The sequence below is a fragment of the Streptomyces sp. OR43 genome (assembly GCF_008042275.1).
Lineage (GTDB): Bacteria > Actinomycetota > Actinomycetes > Streptomycetales > Streptomycetaceae > Streptomyces.
In genome coordinates this window covers 3,692,348-3,709,456 of sequence record NZ_RDBK01000043.1, presented here as the reverse complement: position 1 = coordinate 3,709,456, position 17,109 = coordinate 3,692,348, and the positions used below count along the sequence as shown (strand labels likewise).

15 protein-coding genes are annotated in these 17,109 nt (G+C 71.0%); 9 read left to right on the top strand and 6 right to left on the bottom strand.

Annotated elements, in window-relative coordinates; genetic code table 11:
• The 4 genes from EAO72_RS35930 (at position 1) to EAO72_RS35915 (ending at position 4,018) form a co-directional block, all read left to right on the top strand.
• Positions 1 to 807, top strand: a complete 807-nt coding sequence (locus EAO72_RS35930; protein WP_148021201.1) for an SAM-dependent methyltransferase — start codon at positions 1 to 3, stop codon at positions 805 to 807.
• Positions 807 to 2,006, top strand: coding sequence for a sensor histidine kinase (locus EAO72_RS35925; protein ID WP_148021200.1), 1,200 nt, complete (start codon positions 807 to 809; stop codon positions 2,004 to 2,006). Before EAO72_RS35930 ends, EAO72_RS35925 begins: the two co-directional genes overlap by 1 nt.
• Positions 2,003 to 2,731, top strand: a complete 729-nt coding sequence (locus tag EAO72_RS35920; RefSeq protein ID WP_148021199.1) for a response regulator — start codon at positions 2,003 to 2,005, stop codon at positions 2,729 to 2,731. Before EAO72_RS35925 ends, EAO72_RS35920 begins: the two co-directional genes overlap by 4 nt.
• Positions 2,732 to 2,815: 84 nt before the next feature.
• A complete protein-coding gene (locus tag EAO72_RS35915; RefSeq protein WP_148021198.1) occupies positions 2,816 to 4,018 on the top strand; it encodes a serine hydrolase domain-containing protein in 1,203 nt (400 codons plus the stop codon).
• 1 nt (position 4,019) lies between these two features.
• On the opposite strand, the gene EAO72_RS35910 is transcribed toward EAO72_RS35915, so the two are convergent.
• The 3 genes from EAO72_RS35910 to EAO72_RS35900 all read right to left on the bottom strand — a co-directional run bounded on the left by EAO72_RS35910 (position 4,020) and on the right by EAO72_RS35900 (position 7,640).
• Positions 4,020 to 4,565: a hypothetical protein gene (locus EAO72_RS35910; RefSeq protein WP_187285324.1), complete on the bottom strand. Its 546-nt coding sequence runs from the start codon at positions 4,563 to 4,565 to the stop codon at positions 4,020 to 4,022.
• Between the two features lie 54 nt (positions 4,566 to 4,619).
• The gene (locus tag EAO72_RS35905; RefSeq protein ID WP_148022228.1) at positions 4,620 to 5,783 is read right to left on the bottom strand and encodes an extracellular solute-binding protein; all 1,164 of its coding nucleotides are present in this window, start codon (positions 5,781 to 5,783) and stop codon (positions 4,620 to 4,622) included.
• A 417-nt stretch (positions 5,784 to 6,200) separates the two neighbouring features.
• Complete coding sequence (locus EAO72_RS35900) at positions 6,201 to 7,640, bottom strand: gamma-aminobutyraldehyde dehydrogenase (RefSeq protein ID WP_148021197.1); 1,440 nt, start codon at positions 7,638 to 7,640, stop codon at positions 6,201 to 6,203.
• A gap of 178 nt (positions 7,641 to 7,818) precedes the next feature.
• On the opposite strand from EAO72_RS35900, the gene EAO72_RS35895 reads away from it, so the two are divergent.
• The 5 genes from EAO72_RS35895 to EAO72_RS35875 all read left to right on the top strand — a co-directional run bounded on the left by EAO72_RS35895 (position 7,819) and on the right by EAO72_RS35875 (position 13,004).
• Entirely contained in the window at positions 7,819 to 8,310 is a 492-nt protein-coding gene (locus EAO72_RS35895) for an Lrp/AsnC family transcriptional regulator (protein WP_187285323.1), read from the top strand.
• A complete protein-coding gene (locus EAO72_RS35890) occupies positions 8,295 to 9,674 on the top strand; it encodes an aspartate aminotransferase family protein (protein ID WP_148021195.1) in 1,380 nt (459 codons plus the stop codon). The genes EAO72_RS35895 and EAO72_RS35890 overlap by 16 nt, the downstream gene beginning before the upstream one ends.
• A 255-nt stretch (positions 9,675 to 9,929) precedes the next feature.
• Entirely contained in the window at positions 9,930 to 10,667 is a 738-nt protein-coding gene (locus EAO72_RS35885) for an ABC transporter ATP-binding protein (protein WP_148021194.1), read from the top strand.
• Entirely contained in the window at positions 10,649 to 11,833 is a 1,185-nt protein-coding gene (locus EAO72_RS35880; RefSeq protein WP_187285322.1) for a hypothetical protein, read from the top strand. Before EAO72_RS35885 ends, EAO72_RS35880 begins: the two co-directional genes overlap by 19 nt.
• Positions 11,834 to 11,882: 49 nt before the next feature.
• Positions 11,883 to 13,004: an LOG family protein gene (locus tag EAO72_RS35875; protein WP_148021192.1), complete on the top strand. Its 1,122-nt coding sequence runs from the start codon at positions 11,883 to 11,885 to the stop codon at positions 13,002 to 13,004.
• Between the two features lie 176 nt (positions 13,005 to 13,180).
• Here the strand turns inward: EAO72_RS35875 and EAO72_RS35870 are convergent, their stop codons facing one another.
• The 3 genes from EAO72_RS35870 to EAO72_RS35860 form a co-directional block, all read right to left on the bottom strand.
• Positions 13,181 to 14,206: an ABC transporter ATP-binding protein gene (locus EAO72_RS35870; protein ID WP_148021191.1), complete on the bottom strand. Its 1,026-nt coding sequence runs from the start codon at positions 14,204 to 14,206 to the stop codon at positions 13,181 to 13,183.
• Between the two features lie 2 nt (positions 14,207 to 14,208).
• Positions 14,209 to 15,822, bottom strand: a complete 1,614-nt coding sequence (locus EAO72_RS35865) for an ABC transporter permease (RefSeq protein WP_148022227.1) — start codon at positions 15,820 to 15,822, stop codon at positions 14,209 to 14,211.
• Positions 15,823 to 15,908: 86 nt separating this feature from the next.
• Entirely contained in the window at positions 15,909 to 17,012 is a 1,104-nt protein-coding gene (locus tag EAO72_RS35860; RefSeq protein ID WP_148021190.1) for a thiamine ABC transporter substrate-binding protein, read from the bottom strand.
• Positions 17,013 to 17,109 lie beyond the last annotated feature (97 nt).

Genomic DNA, 17,109 nt, shown 5'->3' with positions numbered 1-17,109 from the left:
GTGACCGCCCCCCGCAGCAATTCCCTTCCCGCCCACGTCCGTTCCGACGTCGCCCACAACGCCCGCGTGTGGAACTACTGGCTCGGCGGCAAGGACCACTTCCCGGTGGACCGGACGGTCGGTGACCAGGTCACCGGCATGTATCCGAGCATCGGCGAAGTGGCCCGGGCGGACCGGGCGTTCCTGGGCAGGGCGGTGCGGCATCTGGCCGGCGACGCGGGCATCGGCCAGTTCCTGGACATAGGCACCGGCCTGCCGACGGCGGACAACACCCATGAGGTGGCCCAGCACACCGCGCCCGACGCCCGCGTCGTCTACGTCGACAACGACCCGATCGTGCTGGCGCACGCCCGCTCACTGCTCACCAGTTCACCGGAGGGCGCGACCGAGTACATCGACGCGGACGCCCGTGACCCGGACCGGATCCTGCGGGCCGCGCAGCCCACTCTCGACCTGGAGCGCCCGGTCGCGGTCATGCTGCTGGGCATCCTGAACTTCGTCCTCGACACGGACGAGGCGCTGCGGATCGTGCGGCAGTTGATGGCCGCGGTGCCGTCGGGCAGCTACCTGGTCCTCACCCACCCCACGCTGGAGCTGGGCGGCGAGGGCAACGAGGCGGCGATGCGGTTCTGGAACGAGAACGCCACTCCCCCGATCACCGCCCGCGGCCGTTTCGAGTTCGCCACGTTCCTGGACGGGCTGGACATCCTCGATCCGGGCATCGTCTCGTGTGCGCGCTGGCGCCCCGGTCCCGGCCCGGCCGGGGCCGAGGTCGCCCAGTTCGGCGCGGTGGCGCGGAAGCCCTGATGCGTCCGCTTGGCCTCGTGGCGAAAGCCCGCGGTGCCGACCCCCTCACTGCCGACCTGCTCATCGCGCTGCTGGTCCAGGCCGCCATGACCATGCCGTTCGTCGTGCCACGCGGCCCCGATCTGCCGGAGGCGACGTGGGCGACGTACGGGCTGACCACCCTGATGGTGCTGCCGCTGGTCGCCCGCCGCCGGGCGCCGGTCGCGGTGCTCCTTGCCGTGCTCGTGGCCGGCGGACTGTACAAGTTCGCCGTCGACGGCCCGGGCCAGCCGCTCCCGTACACCGGCCTCGTGGCGTTCTACACGGTGGCCGAACTCTCCTCGCCGCCGAAGCGGACGGGGATCGCGCTGCTCACGACGCTGGCGGTCCTGGTCTCCGTCGGGTTCGACAGCGACGCGTTGAGGGAGCTGCTCTTCTCCCTGTTCGTGTTCGCCGCGGCCTACGCCTTCGGCCGGCTCGCCGTGACACGCAAGGCGTATCTGGGGGCGGTGGAGGACCGGGCCCGACAGCTGGAGCTGACGCACGTCATCGAGGCGGAGCAGGCCGCCGCCCGTGAACGGGCGCGGATCGCCCGGGAGATGCACGACGTCCTGTCCCATGCGGTGAGTCTGATGATCGTGCAGGCCGAGGCCGGCCCGGTGGCGGTCCGTACGGCTCCGGAACGTGCCGAGGCCGCCTTCGACGCGATCTCGGAGACGGGACGGGACGCGATGGTGCAGCTGCGCCGGATGCTCGGCGTGCTGCGCGACGGCGAGGGAGAACCATCCGCGCCCCGCGCGCCCCAGCCCTTGCTGGACGGGGTGCCGGGCCTGGTGGAGCGGGTACGGGCGGGCGGTCCGGCGGTCTCGTACGAGGTCACGGGCGACGGCCGGCCGCCCGGCCCGGCGGTCGAGGCCACCGTCTACCGGATCGTGCAGGAAGCCCTGACGAACGTGGTCCGGCATGCCGACGCGGCCTCGGTCCGGGTGCGGCTGGAGCACGGGCGCGATGCGCTGACCCTGACGGTCACCGATGACGGGCGCGGTCCCGGCGGTGGGCCGGGGCTGGGGCTGACCGGCATCCGGGAGCGTGCCGCCGCGCACGGGGGCACGGCCCGCACCGGCCCCGGCCCGGACGGCCGTGGCTTCCGGGTCGCGGTCACGATTCCGCACCCGCGGGCGGAATCCGCAACGGAACGACGGACAGGGGTGGAGCAGTGACGATCCGCGTGGTGGTCGCCGACGACCAGGAACTGGTGCGCAGCGGCTTCGCGATGATCCTGGACGCGCAACCGGACATCGAGGTGGTGGCCGAGGCAGGTGACGGCGCCGCGGCGGTCGAGGCCGTGCGGCGGCTGGCCCCCGAGGTGGCGCTGCTCGACATCCGGATGCCCGGCACGGACGGCATCGAGGCCTGCCGCACCATCACGGCCGGGAGCGGTTGCCGGACGGTCATGCTGACGACGTTCGACTCGGACGAGTACGTCTGGGAAGCCCTGCGCGCAGGGGCGAGCGGCTTCCTGCTCAAGGACGTGCGCCGGGACGATCTGGTGCACGCGGTACGCGTGGTGGCGGCCGGGGACTCGCTGCTGGCGCCCTCGGTGGCCCGCCGGCTGATCGCCGAGTACACCTCACGGCCGCCCGCCGCGGTGGTGGAGCCGTCCGCGCGCCTGGACGTGCTGACCACGCGGGAGCACGAGACGCTGCTCCACCTGGCGCGCGGGCTGTCGAACGCGGAGATCGCGGCCGCGCTGGTCGTCAGCGAGCACACGGTGAAGACGCATGTCGGCAACGTGCTGTCCAAACTGGGGCTGCGCGACCGGATCCAGGCGGTGATCTGCGCCTACGAATGCGGTGTCGTCTCTCCCTCCGCGGAGGGAGGGCCCGAAGGCTCCTCCCCCGCGCAGGGGAGGAAGCCTCCCCCGGGGAAACCCCCGCTCGGGTGATCCGCCCGGATGCGTGGACGAACAGGATGGATTCCGACAGCAGTTGAGGACTCCACCCGATTCCACGCCCAGGAGGCACCGGACATGAACGCCCGCACGTCCCGCACCGTCATCGCAGCCGCCCTGCTCCTCGGCATCGCCGCCGGCCCGGCCGCCCCACCGGCCCTGGCGGCGGCCGCGTCACCGGTGTCCGGCCCGGCCGGCCAGCGGTCATCGCCCGTCGGAGCGTCGGAGGCCGAGGCGCTGCGGGCCGCGATCAGCGGGCTCCCGTCGGATGACGCCACGGCCGCGCTGGTGCGCGTCTCGGGCACCGGAGGTGTCTGGCGGGGCAGCGCCGGGGTCCACGACCTGGTGTCCGGGCGGCCGGCGGATCCGGCGGGGCGCTTCCGGGCCGGTTCGGTCACCAAGGTCTTCACGGCGGCCGTGGTCCTCCAGTTGGCCGGGGAGGGCAGGATCGGCTTGGACCGCCCGGTCCGGCACTACCTGCCCGACCTGATCCCGGCGACGTACGGAAAGGTCACGGTGCGCCAGCTGCTGAACCACACGAGCGGCCTTCCGTCCGTCGACCCGGGCAACGGCGACACGGTGGAGGAGTGGTACGAGCACCGGTTCGACCTGATCGACCCGGCGGACGTGGTGCGCGAAACCACCACGCACCGCCCGGACTTCGCGCCCGGCACCCAGCAGCACTACGCCAACATCGGCTACACGGTGGCGGGCCTGCTCATCGAGCGGGTCACGGGTGACGCCTACGCCTCCCAGGTCTCGCGCCGCGTCCTGGAGCCACTGCGTCTCAAGGACACCTACTTCCCCGGCACCGATCCGTCGATACGCGGACGGCACAACCGCGGCTACCAGATATTCGGCACGGAGGGAGAGCTCCGCGATGTGACGGTGTGGGGGGCGAGCGACGCGTGGGCGGCGGGAGATCTGATCTCGACCACAGCCGATCTGGAGCGGTTCACACGGGCACTGTTCGGTGGCCAGGTGGTGCGCGGACCGCTGCTGGAGGAGATGTTCACGCTGCCCGATGCCTCGGTGCGCGAGTACGGCACGGGCAAGCCTGCCGCGTTCAGCGCCGGTCTCTCCGTGATGACGCTGGGCGGTCGCCAGGTCTGGGGCAAGACGGGCGGCCGCTGGGGCTACAACACGGCCGTCGCCGCCACCCGTGATCTCTCCCGGACCCTCGTCTACAGCGTCAACGCGACGGACGCGAAGGGAAACGACATGAATCCCACGGCGCTGGACATCGTGGTGGCCGCCTTCGGCGCCCCGACGGGCGGGTGACTCAGGCCGCCGGGGCGGGCGCCGCGGCAGGCATCGGCTCCGGTGTCCGCTCCATGGCCTCCAGCCGCTTGATCTTGCGGTGCACGATCAGCAGCGGGATCACCCCGAAGACGCCGAACGACATGTCGATGACGGACCACCAGAAGGGGATGTCGCGGATCGGACCGCAGATCAGGGCGAGCGGGATGATTCCGGCACAGGCGATCATGCCGAACTCGATGACCCAGATGTTGCGGACCGGATCGCGGTAGGGGCCGTAGAAGGCGACCGCGATCACGAGATGGGCGAAGGCCAGCCAGTCGGTGCCGTACAGCACGAACGGATACTCGGCGTCGGCCGTGTCGATCCCCGTGCGGACACGGGTGATCCACTCCATCAGGGCCGGGAAGTGCTCGGGCACGGGCGAGGCCGAGGAGCTCAGCAGGTCCTCGGCCCAGCGCAGTTCATGGACGAGCGGGAAGGCGGTCAGCCCGCTCAGAACCAGACAGACGATGAAGACGGCCAACCACACGCGTATACGCCTCCGCAGGGCGCGTCGCTCGCTCATGTCCGCAGCGTACGCCCGCGTTTACCGGCCCTTTACGCCGCCCCTGAGAGGACTTCACAAGCCGACGACGGCGTTCCACTTCTTGGCGAATTCCGTGCGTTCCTCGGACGTGATGTCGCGGGCGATGGCCAGCCGCTTGCGCATGCCGTCGTCGGGGAAGATCAGCGGGTCCTCCGCCAGCGCGGCGGTCTCCTCGTCCTTGGACGAGGCGAGCACCTCACGTGCGGCCGGCACCGGGCAGACGTAGTTGACCCAGGTGGCGAGCTCGGCGGCGACCTCGGGCTCGTAGTAGTAGTCGATGAGCCTCTCCGCACTGCGCTTGTGGCGGGCGAGGTTGGGGATCATGAGCGACTCCGCCCAGAGCTCGGCCCCTTCCTCGGGCACCACGAACTCGATGTCGGGGTTGTCGGCCTGGAGCTGGATGACGTCACCGGAGTACGCCTGGCAGGCGAGCACGTCTCCGGTGGAGAGGTCCTTGATGTAGTCGTTGCCGGTGAAGCGGCGGATGTGTCCGGTCTTCACCAGCTTCTCCACCTGGTCGCACATGTCATAGAAGTCGTCCCGCTTCCAGCGGGTGATGTCGACGCCGTTGCCCTGCATCAGCAGGGCGAAGGACTCGTCGAGCCCGGACAGCAGGGTGACCTTGCCCCGCAGGTCGTCCGCCCACAGTTCGCTCGTGTGCCTGATCTCCCGGCCGAGCTTCTTGCGGTTGTACGCGATGCCGGTGATGCCGGACTGCCAGGGCACGCTCTGCGTCCGGCCCTTGTCGAAGGCGGGTGAACGCAACTGCGGGTCGAGGTACTTCGCCACGTTGGGCTGCTTCGCCCGGTCCATCTCCTGGACCCAGCCCAGCCGGACGAACCGCGCCGCCATCCAGTCGCTGATGACGATCAGGTCGCGGCCGGTCTGCTGGTGGTTCATCAGGGACGGGCTGATCTTGCCGAAGAACTCGTCGTTGTCGTTGATCTCCTCGGTGTACGTGACGGAGATCCCGGTCCGCTCGCTGAACGCGTCGAGGGTGGGCCGCTTCGACTCGTCCTCGTCGTCCGTGTCGATGTAGAGGGGCCAGTTGGCGAAGTGCAGGGTGTGATCGCCGGCGGAGTAGTCGCGTCCGGCACGGTCGCCCGGCTCCACGAAGGCGGCGGGGACTCCGCAGCCGGCCAGCGTGACGCCGGCCGCTCCCGCCCCGAAGGCACGGAGCAGGGACCGGCGGGACATGGGGTGGTTCGGGATCGCTCGCACCTGCGCAGGATGCCGGTCGGCCGGTGCGGCGGGCAATGGACCAACCGTCCAGCGCCGCCCGCCCGCTGCGCACACCCTGTCGAGGAGCCAGGGCTTCTCGACACACTGCCTTCGTCGCCCGAAGGGCGGCCGCGCGGCGTCCGGTGCGTGCTCTCGGCGTGCCGGCTCCAGGCCCCTGGACTGGACCGTACCGGGGCCTGGGACCGGTACGGCGAGAGTGCGTGCGTGGCGTCGCGCGGCAGACGGCAGTTCGACACCAGGCCCTAGGTGTTTTGACCCGCAGCCTCGTTGACACGGCTGCGGGTCAAAACACCTAGGTGGCGGGGCATGGACACGGCCCCGGGCGCTCGCACAGTGCGCCCGGGGCCGTGTCCGTGACGGATGCCGTGAAGGTCAGCCGTCGAGCGAGGTCATGACGTGCTTGATGCGGGTGTAGTCCTCGAAGCCGTAGGCGGAGAGGTCCTTGCCGTAGCCGGACTTCTTGAACCCGCCGTGCGGCATCTCGGCGACGAGCGGGATGTGGGTGTTGATCCACACACAGCCGAAGTCGAGGTTCTTGGACATCCGCATGGCGCGGCCGTGGTCCTTGGTCCACACCGAGGAGGCCAGCGCGTAGTCGACGCCGTTGGCCCACTCCAGGGCCTGCGCCTCGTCCGTGAAGGACTGGACGGTGATGACCGGTCCGAAGACCTCGTTCTGGATGATCTCGTCGTCCTGCTTGAGCCCGGAGACGACGGTCGGGGCGTAGAAGTAGCCCTTCTCGCCGACCCGGTGGCCGCCGGCCTCGACCTTGGCGTGGGCGGGGAGCCGCTCGATGAAGCCGCTGACCTGGGCGAGCTGGTTGGCGTTGTTGAGCGGGCCGTAGAGCACGTCCTCGTCGTCCGGCTGCCCGGTCTTCGTGTCGGCGGCGGCCTTGGCCAGTGCGGTGACGAACTCGTCGTGGATCGACTCGTGGACGAGCACACGGGTCGCCGCCGTGCAGTCCTGCCCGGCGTTGAAGTAGCCCGCGACCGAGATGTCCTCGACGGCCTTGGCGATGTCGGTGTCCTCGAACACGACGACGGGAGCCTTGCCGCCGAGCTCCAGGTGGACCCGCTTGACGTCCTTGGCGGCGGACTCGGCGACCTGCATCCCGGCCCGGACCGAACCGGTGATGGAGGCCATGGCCGGGGTCCGGTGCTCGACCATCGCACGGCCGGTGTCGCGGTCGCCGCAGATGACGTTGAAGACACCCTTGGGCAGGATCTGCCCGATGATCTCCGCGATCAGCACGGTGGACGCCGGGGTGGTGTCGGACGGCTTGATGACGACGGTGTTGCCCGCGGCGAGCGCCGGGGCGAACTTCCAGACGGCCATCATCATCGGATAGTTCCACGGCGCGACCTGCGCGCAGACACCGACCGGCTCGCGGCGGACGATGGAGGTCAGTCCCTCCATGTACTCGCCGGCCGAGCGGCCCTCCAGCAGCCGGGCGGCACCCGCGAAGAAGCGGATCTGGTCCACCATCGGCGGGATCTCTTCGGTGCGGGTCAGCCCGATGGGCTTGCCGGTGTTCTCGGACTCGGCCGCGATGAGGTCCTCGGCCCGCTCCTCGAAGGCGTCCGCGATCTTCAGCAGGGCTCGCTGGCGCTCGGCGGGCGTGACGTCACGCCACGCGGGGAAGGCGGCAGCGGCGGCGGCCATCGCGGCATCGACGTCGGCCTCGCCCGACAGCGGGGAGGTCGCATAGACCTCCTCCGTCACCGGGTTGACCACGTCGATGGTCCGCCCGTCGGCAGCGTCCCGGAACTCGCCGTTGATGTAGTTGCGCAGACGGCGCACCTCGGTGGTCACAACCACCCCTCCTGTCGACACGTCCAATGGGTGAGACGCCCAGCCTAGTCGCATGGGTAACGGTCTCGACATACCCAACCGCCGCGAACTTCGGATTCAGTGTGATCCGAGGCCATCGACAACGAATTTCATCGATTGAGGGTTGCGAGACAGACGAGTCCCGGTGCAGAGTGGCTCCGTGGCCAGTCGCAGCGCAGACTCCAGGACCGGGAACGGATCGTCCCCAGCGGTCGATGCCGTGTCCCTCGCAATCATCGAGCAGCTCCAGGAGGACGGGCGTCGCCCGTACGCCGCGATCGGCAAGGCCGTCGGCCTCTCCGAGGCGGCCGTGCGGCAGCGCGTCCAGAAGCTGCTCGACCAGGGCGTGATGCAGATCGTCGCCGTCACCGACCCCCTCACCGTGGGGTTCCGGCGGCAGGCGATGGTCGGGATCAACGTCGAGGGCGACCTCGACCCCGTCGCGGAAGCCCTGACGGCCATGACCGAGTGCGAGTACGTGGTGATGACCGCGGGCTCCTTCGACCTGATGGTGGAGATCGTCTGCGAGGACGACGACCACCTGCTGGAGACGATCAACAAACGCATCCGGGCCCTTCCCGGTGTGCGCTCCACCGAGAGCTTCGTCTACCTCAAGCTCAAGAAGCAGACCTATATGTGGGGAACCCGATAGCCGTGAGCAAGGACCTCAGCCGGACCGCGTACGACCACCTGTGGATGCACTTCACCCGCATGTCGGACTACGAGAACGCAAGCGTTCCCACCATCGTGCGTGGTGAGGGCACCTACATCTACGACGACCAGGGCAAGCGCTACCTCGACGGGCTGTCCGGCCTGTTCGTCGTCAACGCGGGCCACGGCCGTCACGAGCTCGCCGAGGCCGCGTACAAGCAGGCCCAGGAGCTGGCCTTCTTCCCGGTGTGGTCCTACGCCCACCCGAAGGCCGTCGAGCTGGCCGAGCGCCTCGCGGACTACGCCCCGGGCGACCTCAACAAGGTCTTCTTCACCACCGGTGGCGGTGAGGCGGTCGAGACCGCCTGGAAGCTGGCCAAGCAGTACTTCAAGCTCAAGGGCAAGCCGACCAAGTACAAGGTCATCTCGCGTGCGGTCGCCTATCACGGCACCCCGCAGGGCGCCCTGTCGATCACCGGCCTGCCTGCGCTCAAGGCACCCTTCGAGCCGTTGGTCCCCGGCGCACACAAGGTTCCGAACACCAACATCTACCGCGCCCCGCTCTTCGGCGACGACCCGGAGGCCTTCGGCCGCTGGGCCGCCGACCAGATCGAGCAGGAGATCCTCTTCGAGGGCGCGGACACCGTCGCGGCCGTGTTCCTGGAGCCCGTACAGAACGCGGGCGGCTGTTTCCCGCCCCCGCCCGGCTACTTCCAGCGCGTCCGCGAGATCTGCGACAAGTACGACGTGCTGCTCGTCTCCGACGAGGTCATCTGCGCCTTCGGCCGCCTCGGCACGATGTTCGCCTGCGACAAGTTCGGCTACGTGCCGGACATGATCACCTGCGCCAAGGGCATGACCTCGGGCTACTCGCCGATCGGTGCCTGCATCATCTCGGACAAGCTCGCCGAGCCGTTCTACGAGGGCGACAACACCTTCCTGCACGGCTACACCTTCGGCGGCCACCCGGTGTCCGCGGCGGTCGGCCTCGCCAACCTCGACATCTTCGAGCGCGAGGGCCTCAACCAGCACGTCCTCGACAACGAGAACGCCTTCTTCACCACACTCCAGAAGCTGCACGACCTGCCGATCGTCGGCGACGTCCGGGGCAACGGCTTCTTCTACGGCATCGAGCTGGTGAAGGACAAGGTCACCAAGGAGACCTTCACCGACGAGGAGACCGAGCGCGTCCTGTACGGATTCCTCTCCAAGGCGCTGTACGACAACGGCCTGTACTGCCGGGCCGACGACCGCGGCGACCCGGTCGTCCAGCTGGCACCGCCGCTGATCTCCGACCAGTCCACGTTCGACGAGATCGAGGGCATCCTGCGGTCCGTCCTGACGGAGGCCTGGACGAAGCTCTGACCGCTGGGCCGGACGGCCCAACGGCCGGCAGCGGCTTGACCACCGCTTGACCGTCCCCCGAGGACCCTCCAGCGGTCATTTCATACGGTCCACGCGGCCCGGATGCGCCCATTCGAGTGGGAAGAAGCGCACCCGGGCCGCGTGCTGTGCGCACACCGCGGTCCGAATCCCTACGGTGCCGAGTGACCGATCGGCCCCGCCTTCGTTCCCCCGTACGGGGGAACGGGATATCTGATCTGAACCGAGGTGTACGCCATGGTGGCCCCGCCGGACAACGACGTGATCTGGGCGCGTTCCCTGCAGCACTCCCACAACGGCTCACCCGCGCTCGGCGGGGTCTCCCTGGGGATCCGCGACGGCGAGATCCTCGCGGTGACCGGCCCGCGCGGCAGCGGCAAGACGACCCTGCTGCACTGTCTCTCCGGCCAGCTGGTGCCCCAGCAGGGCGAGGTGTGGTTCAACAGCGTCCCGGTCCACACCATGGGACCGCGGCTGCGGGAGCGGCTGCGCCGCGACAAGTTCGGCTGGATCGCCCCGGAACCCCAGCTCGTCCCGGAACTGAACACCTGGGAGAACACCGCCCTGCCGCTGATGCTGCGCGGCACCGGGCGCCGGGAGGCCAAGAAGGCCGCCATGGAGTGGCTGGAGCGCCTCGACATCGGCATGTGCGCGCGGAAGCGGCCGCACACCCTCCAGCAGAGCCAGCGGCAGCGGATCTCGGTGGCCCGCGCGCTGGCCGCCGCGCCCTCGGTGATCTTCGCCGACGAGCCGACCGCCACGCTGCACCGCACCGACCGCGCTCATGTCCTGCGCACCCTCACCAGCGCGGCCCGCTCGCACGGCATCACGGTGGTGCTCGCCACGCACGACGCGGAGATCGCCGCGCTCGCCGACCGTGTGGTGCCGCTGCTGGACGGACGCCGGGTCGCCACGGTCGCCCTGCCCGCCGAGGCCGATACGGAGGGCCGCGCGGCGTGCTCGCTCTCCGTCTAGCCCGCGGTTCCCACCCACTGGTCCTGATGCGGCGCCTGCTCGTCGCGGCCGCCTCCGCAGGGGTCGGCTTCCTCCTGCTGTGCACCCTCGGCTACGCCTCCGGGCACCCGGCGCACTCCGCCGGTTCCGTACTGCGGCTGCTGTGGTGCTTCGTACCGCTCGCCGCCACGGTGCAGTTCGCGGTCGCGGTGGCGCGTACCGACCCGAGCACCCGCCCGCGCGCCGGACTGTCCGCCGTCGGCCTCGGGCCGGTGCGGCTCAGCGTGCTCGCCGCGGTCTCCACCGCCGTCTCGTGCACCCTCGGCTCGATGGTGGCGCTGCTCTTCTTCCTCCACCTGCGCGGCGACCTGTCCGGGCTGCCCTTCGACGGCGCCGCGGCCGGCCTGCTCGGCGCCGGGGCTCCGCTGCCCCTGGCCGCCGCCCTCGTCCTGCTGGCCCTGGTGCCCGCGGCCGCCGCGACGGCGAGCGCGATGGCGCTGCGCACCGCCCCGCCGCGGGCCACGGGCACCCCGGAGGACGCGGACGACCTGCTGCCCGAGGAGCAGATCCCGGCCCCGGCGGCGCCGCCCACCGGGCTGCCGTGGGGCGTCGCTCTGGCCGCCGCCGGACTGGCCGTCGAGGCGTACGCGAACCGCGGTTCGACCGGCAGCCCCTTCCCTCTCCCCGGCAAGCTCGACTCCACACCAGCCTGGGTCCTGGTGGGGTGGACGCTGACCGCGATCGGTCTCGCCACGGCGGGCCCGGGGCTGACCTACCTGTGCGGGCGGCTGCTCCAGGCGGTGCGTCCCGGAGCCGTACGCCTGCTGGCGGGCCGCGTCCTGATGAACGAGGCCCGCCGGATCGGCCGGCCGCTGGGCGTCGTCTGCGCGGTCGTCGCCGCGGTGATCGCCGCGTTCGCGCTGTACGGGACGGGGCCACGGCCCTTCGGCCCGCTCACCGCACTCGGCGCCGTACTCGTCATCGGCTGCACCACCGCGACGCTGCTGACCTCCGCGCTGGAGGCGAAGCAGGCGCGTGCCGACACGGCTCGGGCGCTGCTGCGGCTCGGCGCCCCGGCCTCGGCGCTGCGCGCGGCGACGGCGCTGCGCGCGGCCGCCCTGCTGCTCGTGTTCGCTCCGCTGACCTGGGCGATCGCCGAACTGGCCGCGCTTCCGCTGACCGCCTGAACCGGTTCCGGCCGGGGCGTGCTCCCCGGCCGGTCCGTAGCATGACGGTGTGCAGAACGCGCGAGAGAGCAACCCCGCACCGGGCATCGAGATCGAGACGCTCGCCGAGTTCGACGCGGCGGTCGCAGCCGGCCCGCTGGCCGGACACCGCGTCCAGTCCGTCGACCTGACCGGGCGCAGCGCGGCGCTGCTGGCCACCGACACCTCCGGCGCCGTCTTCCTCGGCTGCCGGATGGAGCCCGGGGCCGCCGAGAAGGTACGGGCCGACGGCGCGGTCGTCTTCCCTCCCGTTCCGGGGCTCCCCTTCGACCCGTACCGCGGTCTGCTCTACTCCCCCGACGCGCTCTACGAGGGGCTGGCCCGGGGCGGCTACGAGGCGACACCCGACGCCCGCGCCTACCGCTGGTTCTGCCGCACCCGCTCGGACGGCGACACGTTCGCCTCGATGCTGCGGGCGCTCCACGACGACGCGGTCTCCGACGCGCTGGACGAACTCCTCGTCGGGGAACGGGTCGTCGGCGTGATGGGCGGCCACGCGACACCCCGCGGCAGCGCCCCGTACACGGCCGCGGCCCGCCTCGGCAGGAACCTGGCCCGCAGCGGCCTGACGGTGGCCACCGGCGGCGGCCCGGGCGCGATGGAGGCGGCGAACCTCGGCGCCTACGCGGCCCCGCACCCCGACGCGGTGCTGGACAAGGCCTGCGAACTCCTGGGCGCGGTCCCCTCGTTCACCCCGTCGGTCACCGACTGGGCGCTGGCGGCGTTCGCCGTACGGGAGCAGTGGCCGGGCGGCGGCGGGTCGGTGTCGATTCCCACCTGGTTCTACGGCCACGAGCCGCCGAACCCGTTCGCCGGCCACATCGCCAAGTACTTCGCCAACGCCCTGCGCGAGGACGGCCTGCTGGCCCGCTCGACCGCGGGCGTCGTCTTCCTGCCCGGCGCGGCCGGCACCGTCCAGGAGATCTTCGACAGCACCACCCCGAACTACTACGGCTCACGCGGCGAACCGTCCCCGATGGTGCTGGTCGGCCGGGACCACTGGACACGGGAACTCCCCGCCTGGCCACTGCTTCGGGCCCTCGCGGCGGGCCGGCCGATGGAGTCGCGGATCGCGCTCGTGGACACGGTGGAGGAAGCGCCCGGGGCGCTCGCGCGGCTGTCGGAGCAGTAGCCCCGGCCACCGGGTGACCTCACCGCGGCGGGAACCCGTCCAGCAGCCCCGCCGGCCGCTCGTACGTTCCGTCCCAGCCCGGTTCCGCCCGCACCCGCCCTTCTCCCCCATCGCGGCGGAGGTGCCGCTGTCCCGCGCGAGACGGCGGCGGTGCAGCCGTCCCGCCCCGCGCCCGGTCACAGCACGGCGGGCAGCACGACGCTCTCCGCCGCGGCGAAGGTCACACCGACCGGCGCGCCCTCGTCCGGCGTGCTGTGCAGCGGGCACTCCGCGTCCAGGACCGGCCCCTGCTCGGGATGCAGCTTCACCGCGACATGGTTGCCGCGGAAGGTACGCGCGCCCACGGTGCAGCGCAGTCCGTCGCGCGGGGCGCCGATCAGCACCCCGGCCGGCCGCACCAGCAGATCGCACGCACCCTGCGGCGATCCGGCAGGCACCGGCACCTTGCCCCAGTCCGTGTCGGCTGCCTCGCCACTGACCGTCGCCTCCACCACGTTGTCGAAGCCGAGAAAGCGGGCGACGAAGGCGGAGGCGGGACGCTGCCAGACCTCCAGGGGGGTGCCCACCTGAGCGATGCGTCCGTCGCGCATCACGACGACCCGGTCGGCCAGCGCGAAGGCCTCACCCTGGTCATGGGTGACGGCGAGCACCGTCGTACCCAACCGGGCGAAGAGCGTGCGCAGTTCGACGACGAGGCGTTCGCGCAGACTGCGGTCCAGCTGGCCCAGGGGTTCGTCCAGCATCAGGAGTTTGGGGCGGGGGGCGAGGGCCCGGGCGAGGGCGACGCGCTGTTGTTCGCCGCCCGAGAGCGCGGCCACGGCCCGCCGTTCGGCGCCGGGCAGGCCGACCAGCTCCAGGAGTTCGGCGACCCTTCGGTCCTGCTCGGCGCGCTTCACCCCGTGCATCCGCAGCCCGAAGGCGACGTTGGCGCCGACGTCACGGTGGGGGAACAGCTGGTGGTCCTGGAACATCAGGCCGAGGCCGCGCCGGTGGACCGGAACGCCTTCCTGGTCCGCGCCGTCGAGCAGCACTCGTCCGCCGTGGGCCTGCTGGAGGCCGGCGACGATCCGCAGCAGCGTGGACTTCCCGCTGCCGCTCGGCCCGAGTACGCAGACGATCTCGTGCTCGGCGACCTCCAGGTCCACGGCATCGAGCGCCGCACGCTCGCCGAAGCGCACGGTGGCCGATTCGAGTGTCAGCATCTCTAGAACTCCCCGGATCGGTCGGTGCGGATACGTTCGAGCAACAGCAGCGAGACCGCGCACACGAGCATCAGAATGGTGCTGAGGGCCATCGCCTGGCCGTAGTTGAGCTCGCCGGAGCGTCCCAGCAGCCGGGAGACAGCCACCGGGAGCGTCGGGTTGTCGGGGCGTGCGATGAAGACCGTGGCACCGAACTCGCCGAGCGACACGGCGAACGCGAAGCCCGCCGCGACCAGCAGGGCCCGGCGCACCAGCGGCAGGTCCACCTCGCGCCAGGCCCGCCACGGCGAGGCACCGAGCACCGCGGCTGCCTCACGCAGCCGTTCGTCCACCGCTCGCAGGACCGGCAGCATGGTGCGTACGACGAACGGCACCCCGACCAGGGCCTGGGCGAGCGGCACGAGGATCCAGGAGGTACGCAGATCCAGCGGCGGCTCGTCGAGCGTGATCAGGAAGCCGAAACCGACGGTGACGGCGGAGACGCCGAGCGGCAGCATCAGCAGCGCGTCGAATCCCCGGACGAGCCGGCCCGCCTTCCTGGTCAGGGCCGCCGCGGCCAGCCCTCCGACGACCAGGGCGATCAGGGTGGCGACCAGGGCGTAGCGCAGCGAGTTCCCGATCGCCTCGATGGGGGCGACCAGGAACGTACCGCTGTTCGCCTCCGCCGATCCGAGCGCGCGGTAGAAGGCGAAGCCGTGACCGCCGGACACATCGAGCGACCGCTCCACCAGGACGACGAGCGGCAGCAGGATCAGTACCAGCACGGTCAGCAGCACCCCGCCGAGCAGCGCCCACTGCCCCGCGCCGCGCGGCCGACGGGCCGTCTGCGCCGGGTCGACGAGTTTCAGCGCGGTCTCCCGGCGCCGGACGGTCCACGCGTGCACGGCGAGGACGGCGCCGACCGCGACGAACTGCACCAGGGTGAGTACCGCGGCGGTGGGCAGGGCGAGCAGTTGCGCGGTCTGCCGGTAGATCTCCACCTCCAGCGTGGAGAACCCGGGACCGCCGAGGATCTGGACGACTCCGAAGGAGGTGAAGGTGAAGAGGAAGACCATGAGGGCGGCGGCGGCCACGGCGGGACCGAGCGCGGGAAGGGTGACGCGGCGCCAGGCGGCGAACCGTCCGGCCCCCAGGACCCGAGCGGCCTCCTCCTGCCGGGGGTCGAGCTGCGACCAGAGTCCGCCGACGGTGCGCACGACGACCGCGTAGTTGAAGAAGACATGGGCCAGCAGGATCGCCCACACCGTGGTGTCGAGCCGTACGCCCCACAACTCGTCGAGGAAGCCACCGCGGCCGAGCAGCGCGAGGAACGCGGTCCCGACCACCACGGTCGGCAGGACGAACGGCACGGTGACGACCGCCCGCAGCACCTGCTTGCCGGGAAAGTCGAACCGGGCGAAGACGTACGCGCCGGGCAGTGCGATCAGCAGGGTCAGCGCGGTCGAGGCGAGGGCCTGCCAGAAGGTGAACCACAGGACATCCTGGATGTCCGGCCGGCTCAGCACCTCACCGAACCGCCCGAACTGCCAGACCCCACCGTCCTTGAGCCCGCGCCCGACGATCGCGACGACGGGGTAGGCGAAGAACAGCGCGAAGAACGCGACGGGCACGGCCATCAGCCCGAGCCGCACCGCGCCCCCGCGCAGCGACCGGGCGCGCGCGGACTTCCCGCGCGCGCCCGGTCCGCGTGCGGGAGTCTTCGCTACTTCACTACGAGCGAGGACCATGACTGGACCCACTGCTCACGGTTCTTGGCGATCTCGTCCGGGGCGACGGTCGTCGGCTTGTCGACCGTGGCACCGAACTTCGTGAAGAGGTCCGGCACCTTCGCGCCCTTGGTGACCGGGCTGACGAACATGTTGAGCGGCATGTCCTCCTGGAACTTCTTGCCGATCAGGAAGTCCAGCAGGGCCTTGCCGCCCGCCTCGTTCTTCGCCCCGTCGAGCAGCCCGGCGAACTCGATCTGGCGGAAGCACGTGCCGGTGGCGACGCCGGTCGGGGCGCTCTTCGGCTGCGGGTCCGCGTACAGCACCTCGACGGGCGGGCTGGAGGCGTAGCTGACGACGAGCGGCCGGTCCGCCTTTGCCTTCTTGCCGCCGGCGGAGCCGGAGAACTCCTCGTTGTACGCCTGCTCCCAGCCGTCGACGACCTTGACGCCGTTGTCCTTCAGCTTCTTCCAGTAATCCTGGTAGCCGTCCTCGCCGTACGTGGCGACGGTGCCGAGGAGGAAGCCGAGGCCGGGCGAGGAGGTCGCCGCGTTCTCGGTGACGAGGAGGTCCTTGTACGCGGGCTTCGCCAGGTCGTCGAAGGTCTTCGGCGGCGCGAGCTTCTTGTCGGCGAAGTACTTCTTGTCGTAGTTGACGCAGATGTCTCCGGTGTCGACCGGGGTGACCCGGTGCTTCCCGGCGTCCAGCTGGACATCGGCCGCGACCTGGTCGAGACCCTTGGCCTCGTACGGCGTGAACAGGCCGTTGTCGAGAGCGCGTGAGAGCAGGGTGTTGTCGACGCCGAAGAACACGTCCCCGCGCGGCGAACCCTTGGTCAGGATCTCCTGGTTGAGGGCGGCGCCGGCGTCACCGCTCTTCAGCACCTTGACGGTGTAGCCGGTCTGCGCGGTGAACTCCTTCAGTACCTCCTTGGAGGCGTTGAAGGAGTCGTGGCTGACCAGGGTGACCGTCTTGGAGCCCGAGCTCCCGGTGGGTCCGGAGCCGGACGCCGAGTCGTCGGAGCTTCCGCAGCCGGCCAGCGCGGTGGCGCCGAGTGCGGCGGCGACGGCCGTCACCGCGATCTTCTGGGTGGTGCTCATGTGATTCCTCCTGGAGTGACCAGGAAGAGACGCGGCCCTGCCCGCACCGGTGGAAACCGGAAGCGGGCAGGGCGCAACAGCTTGAGTAAGGTCCGAA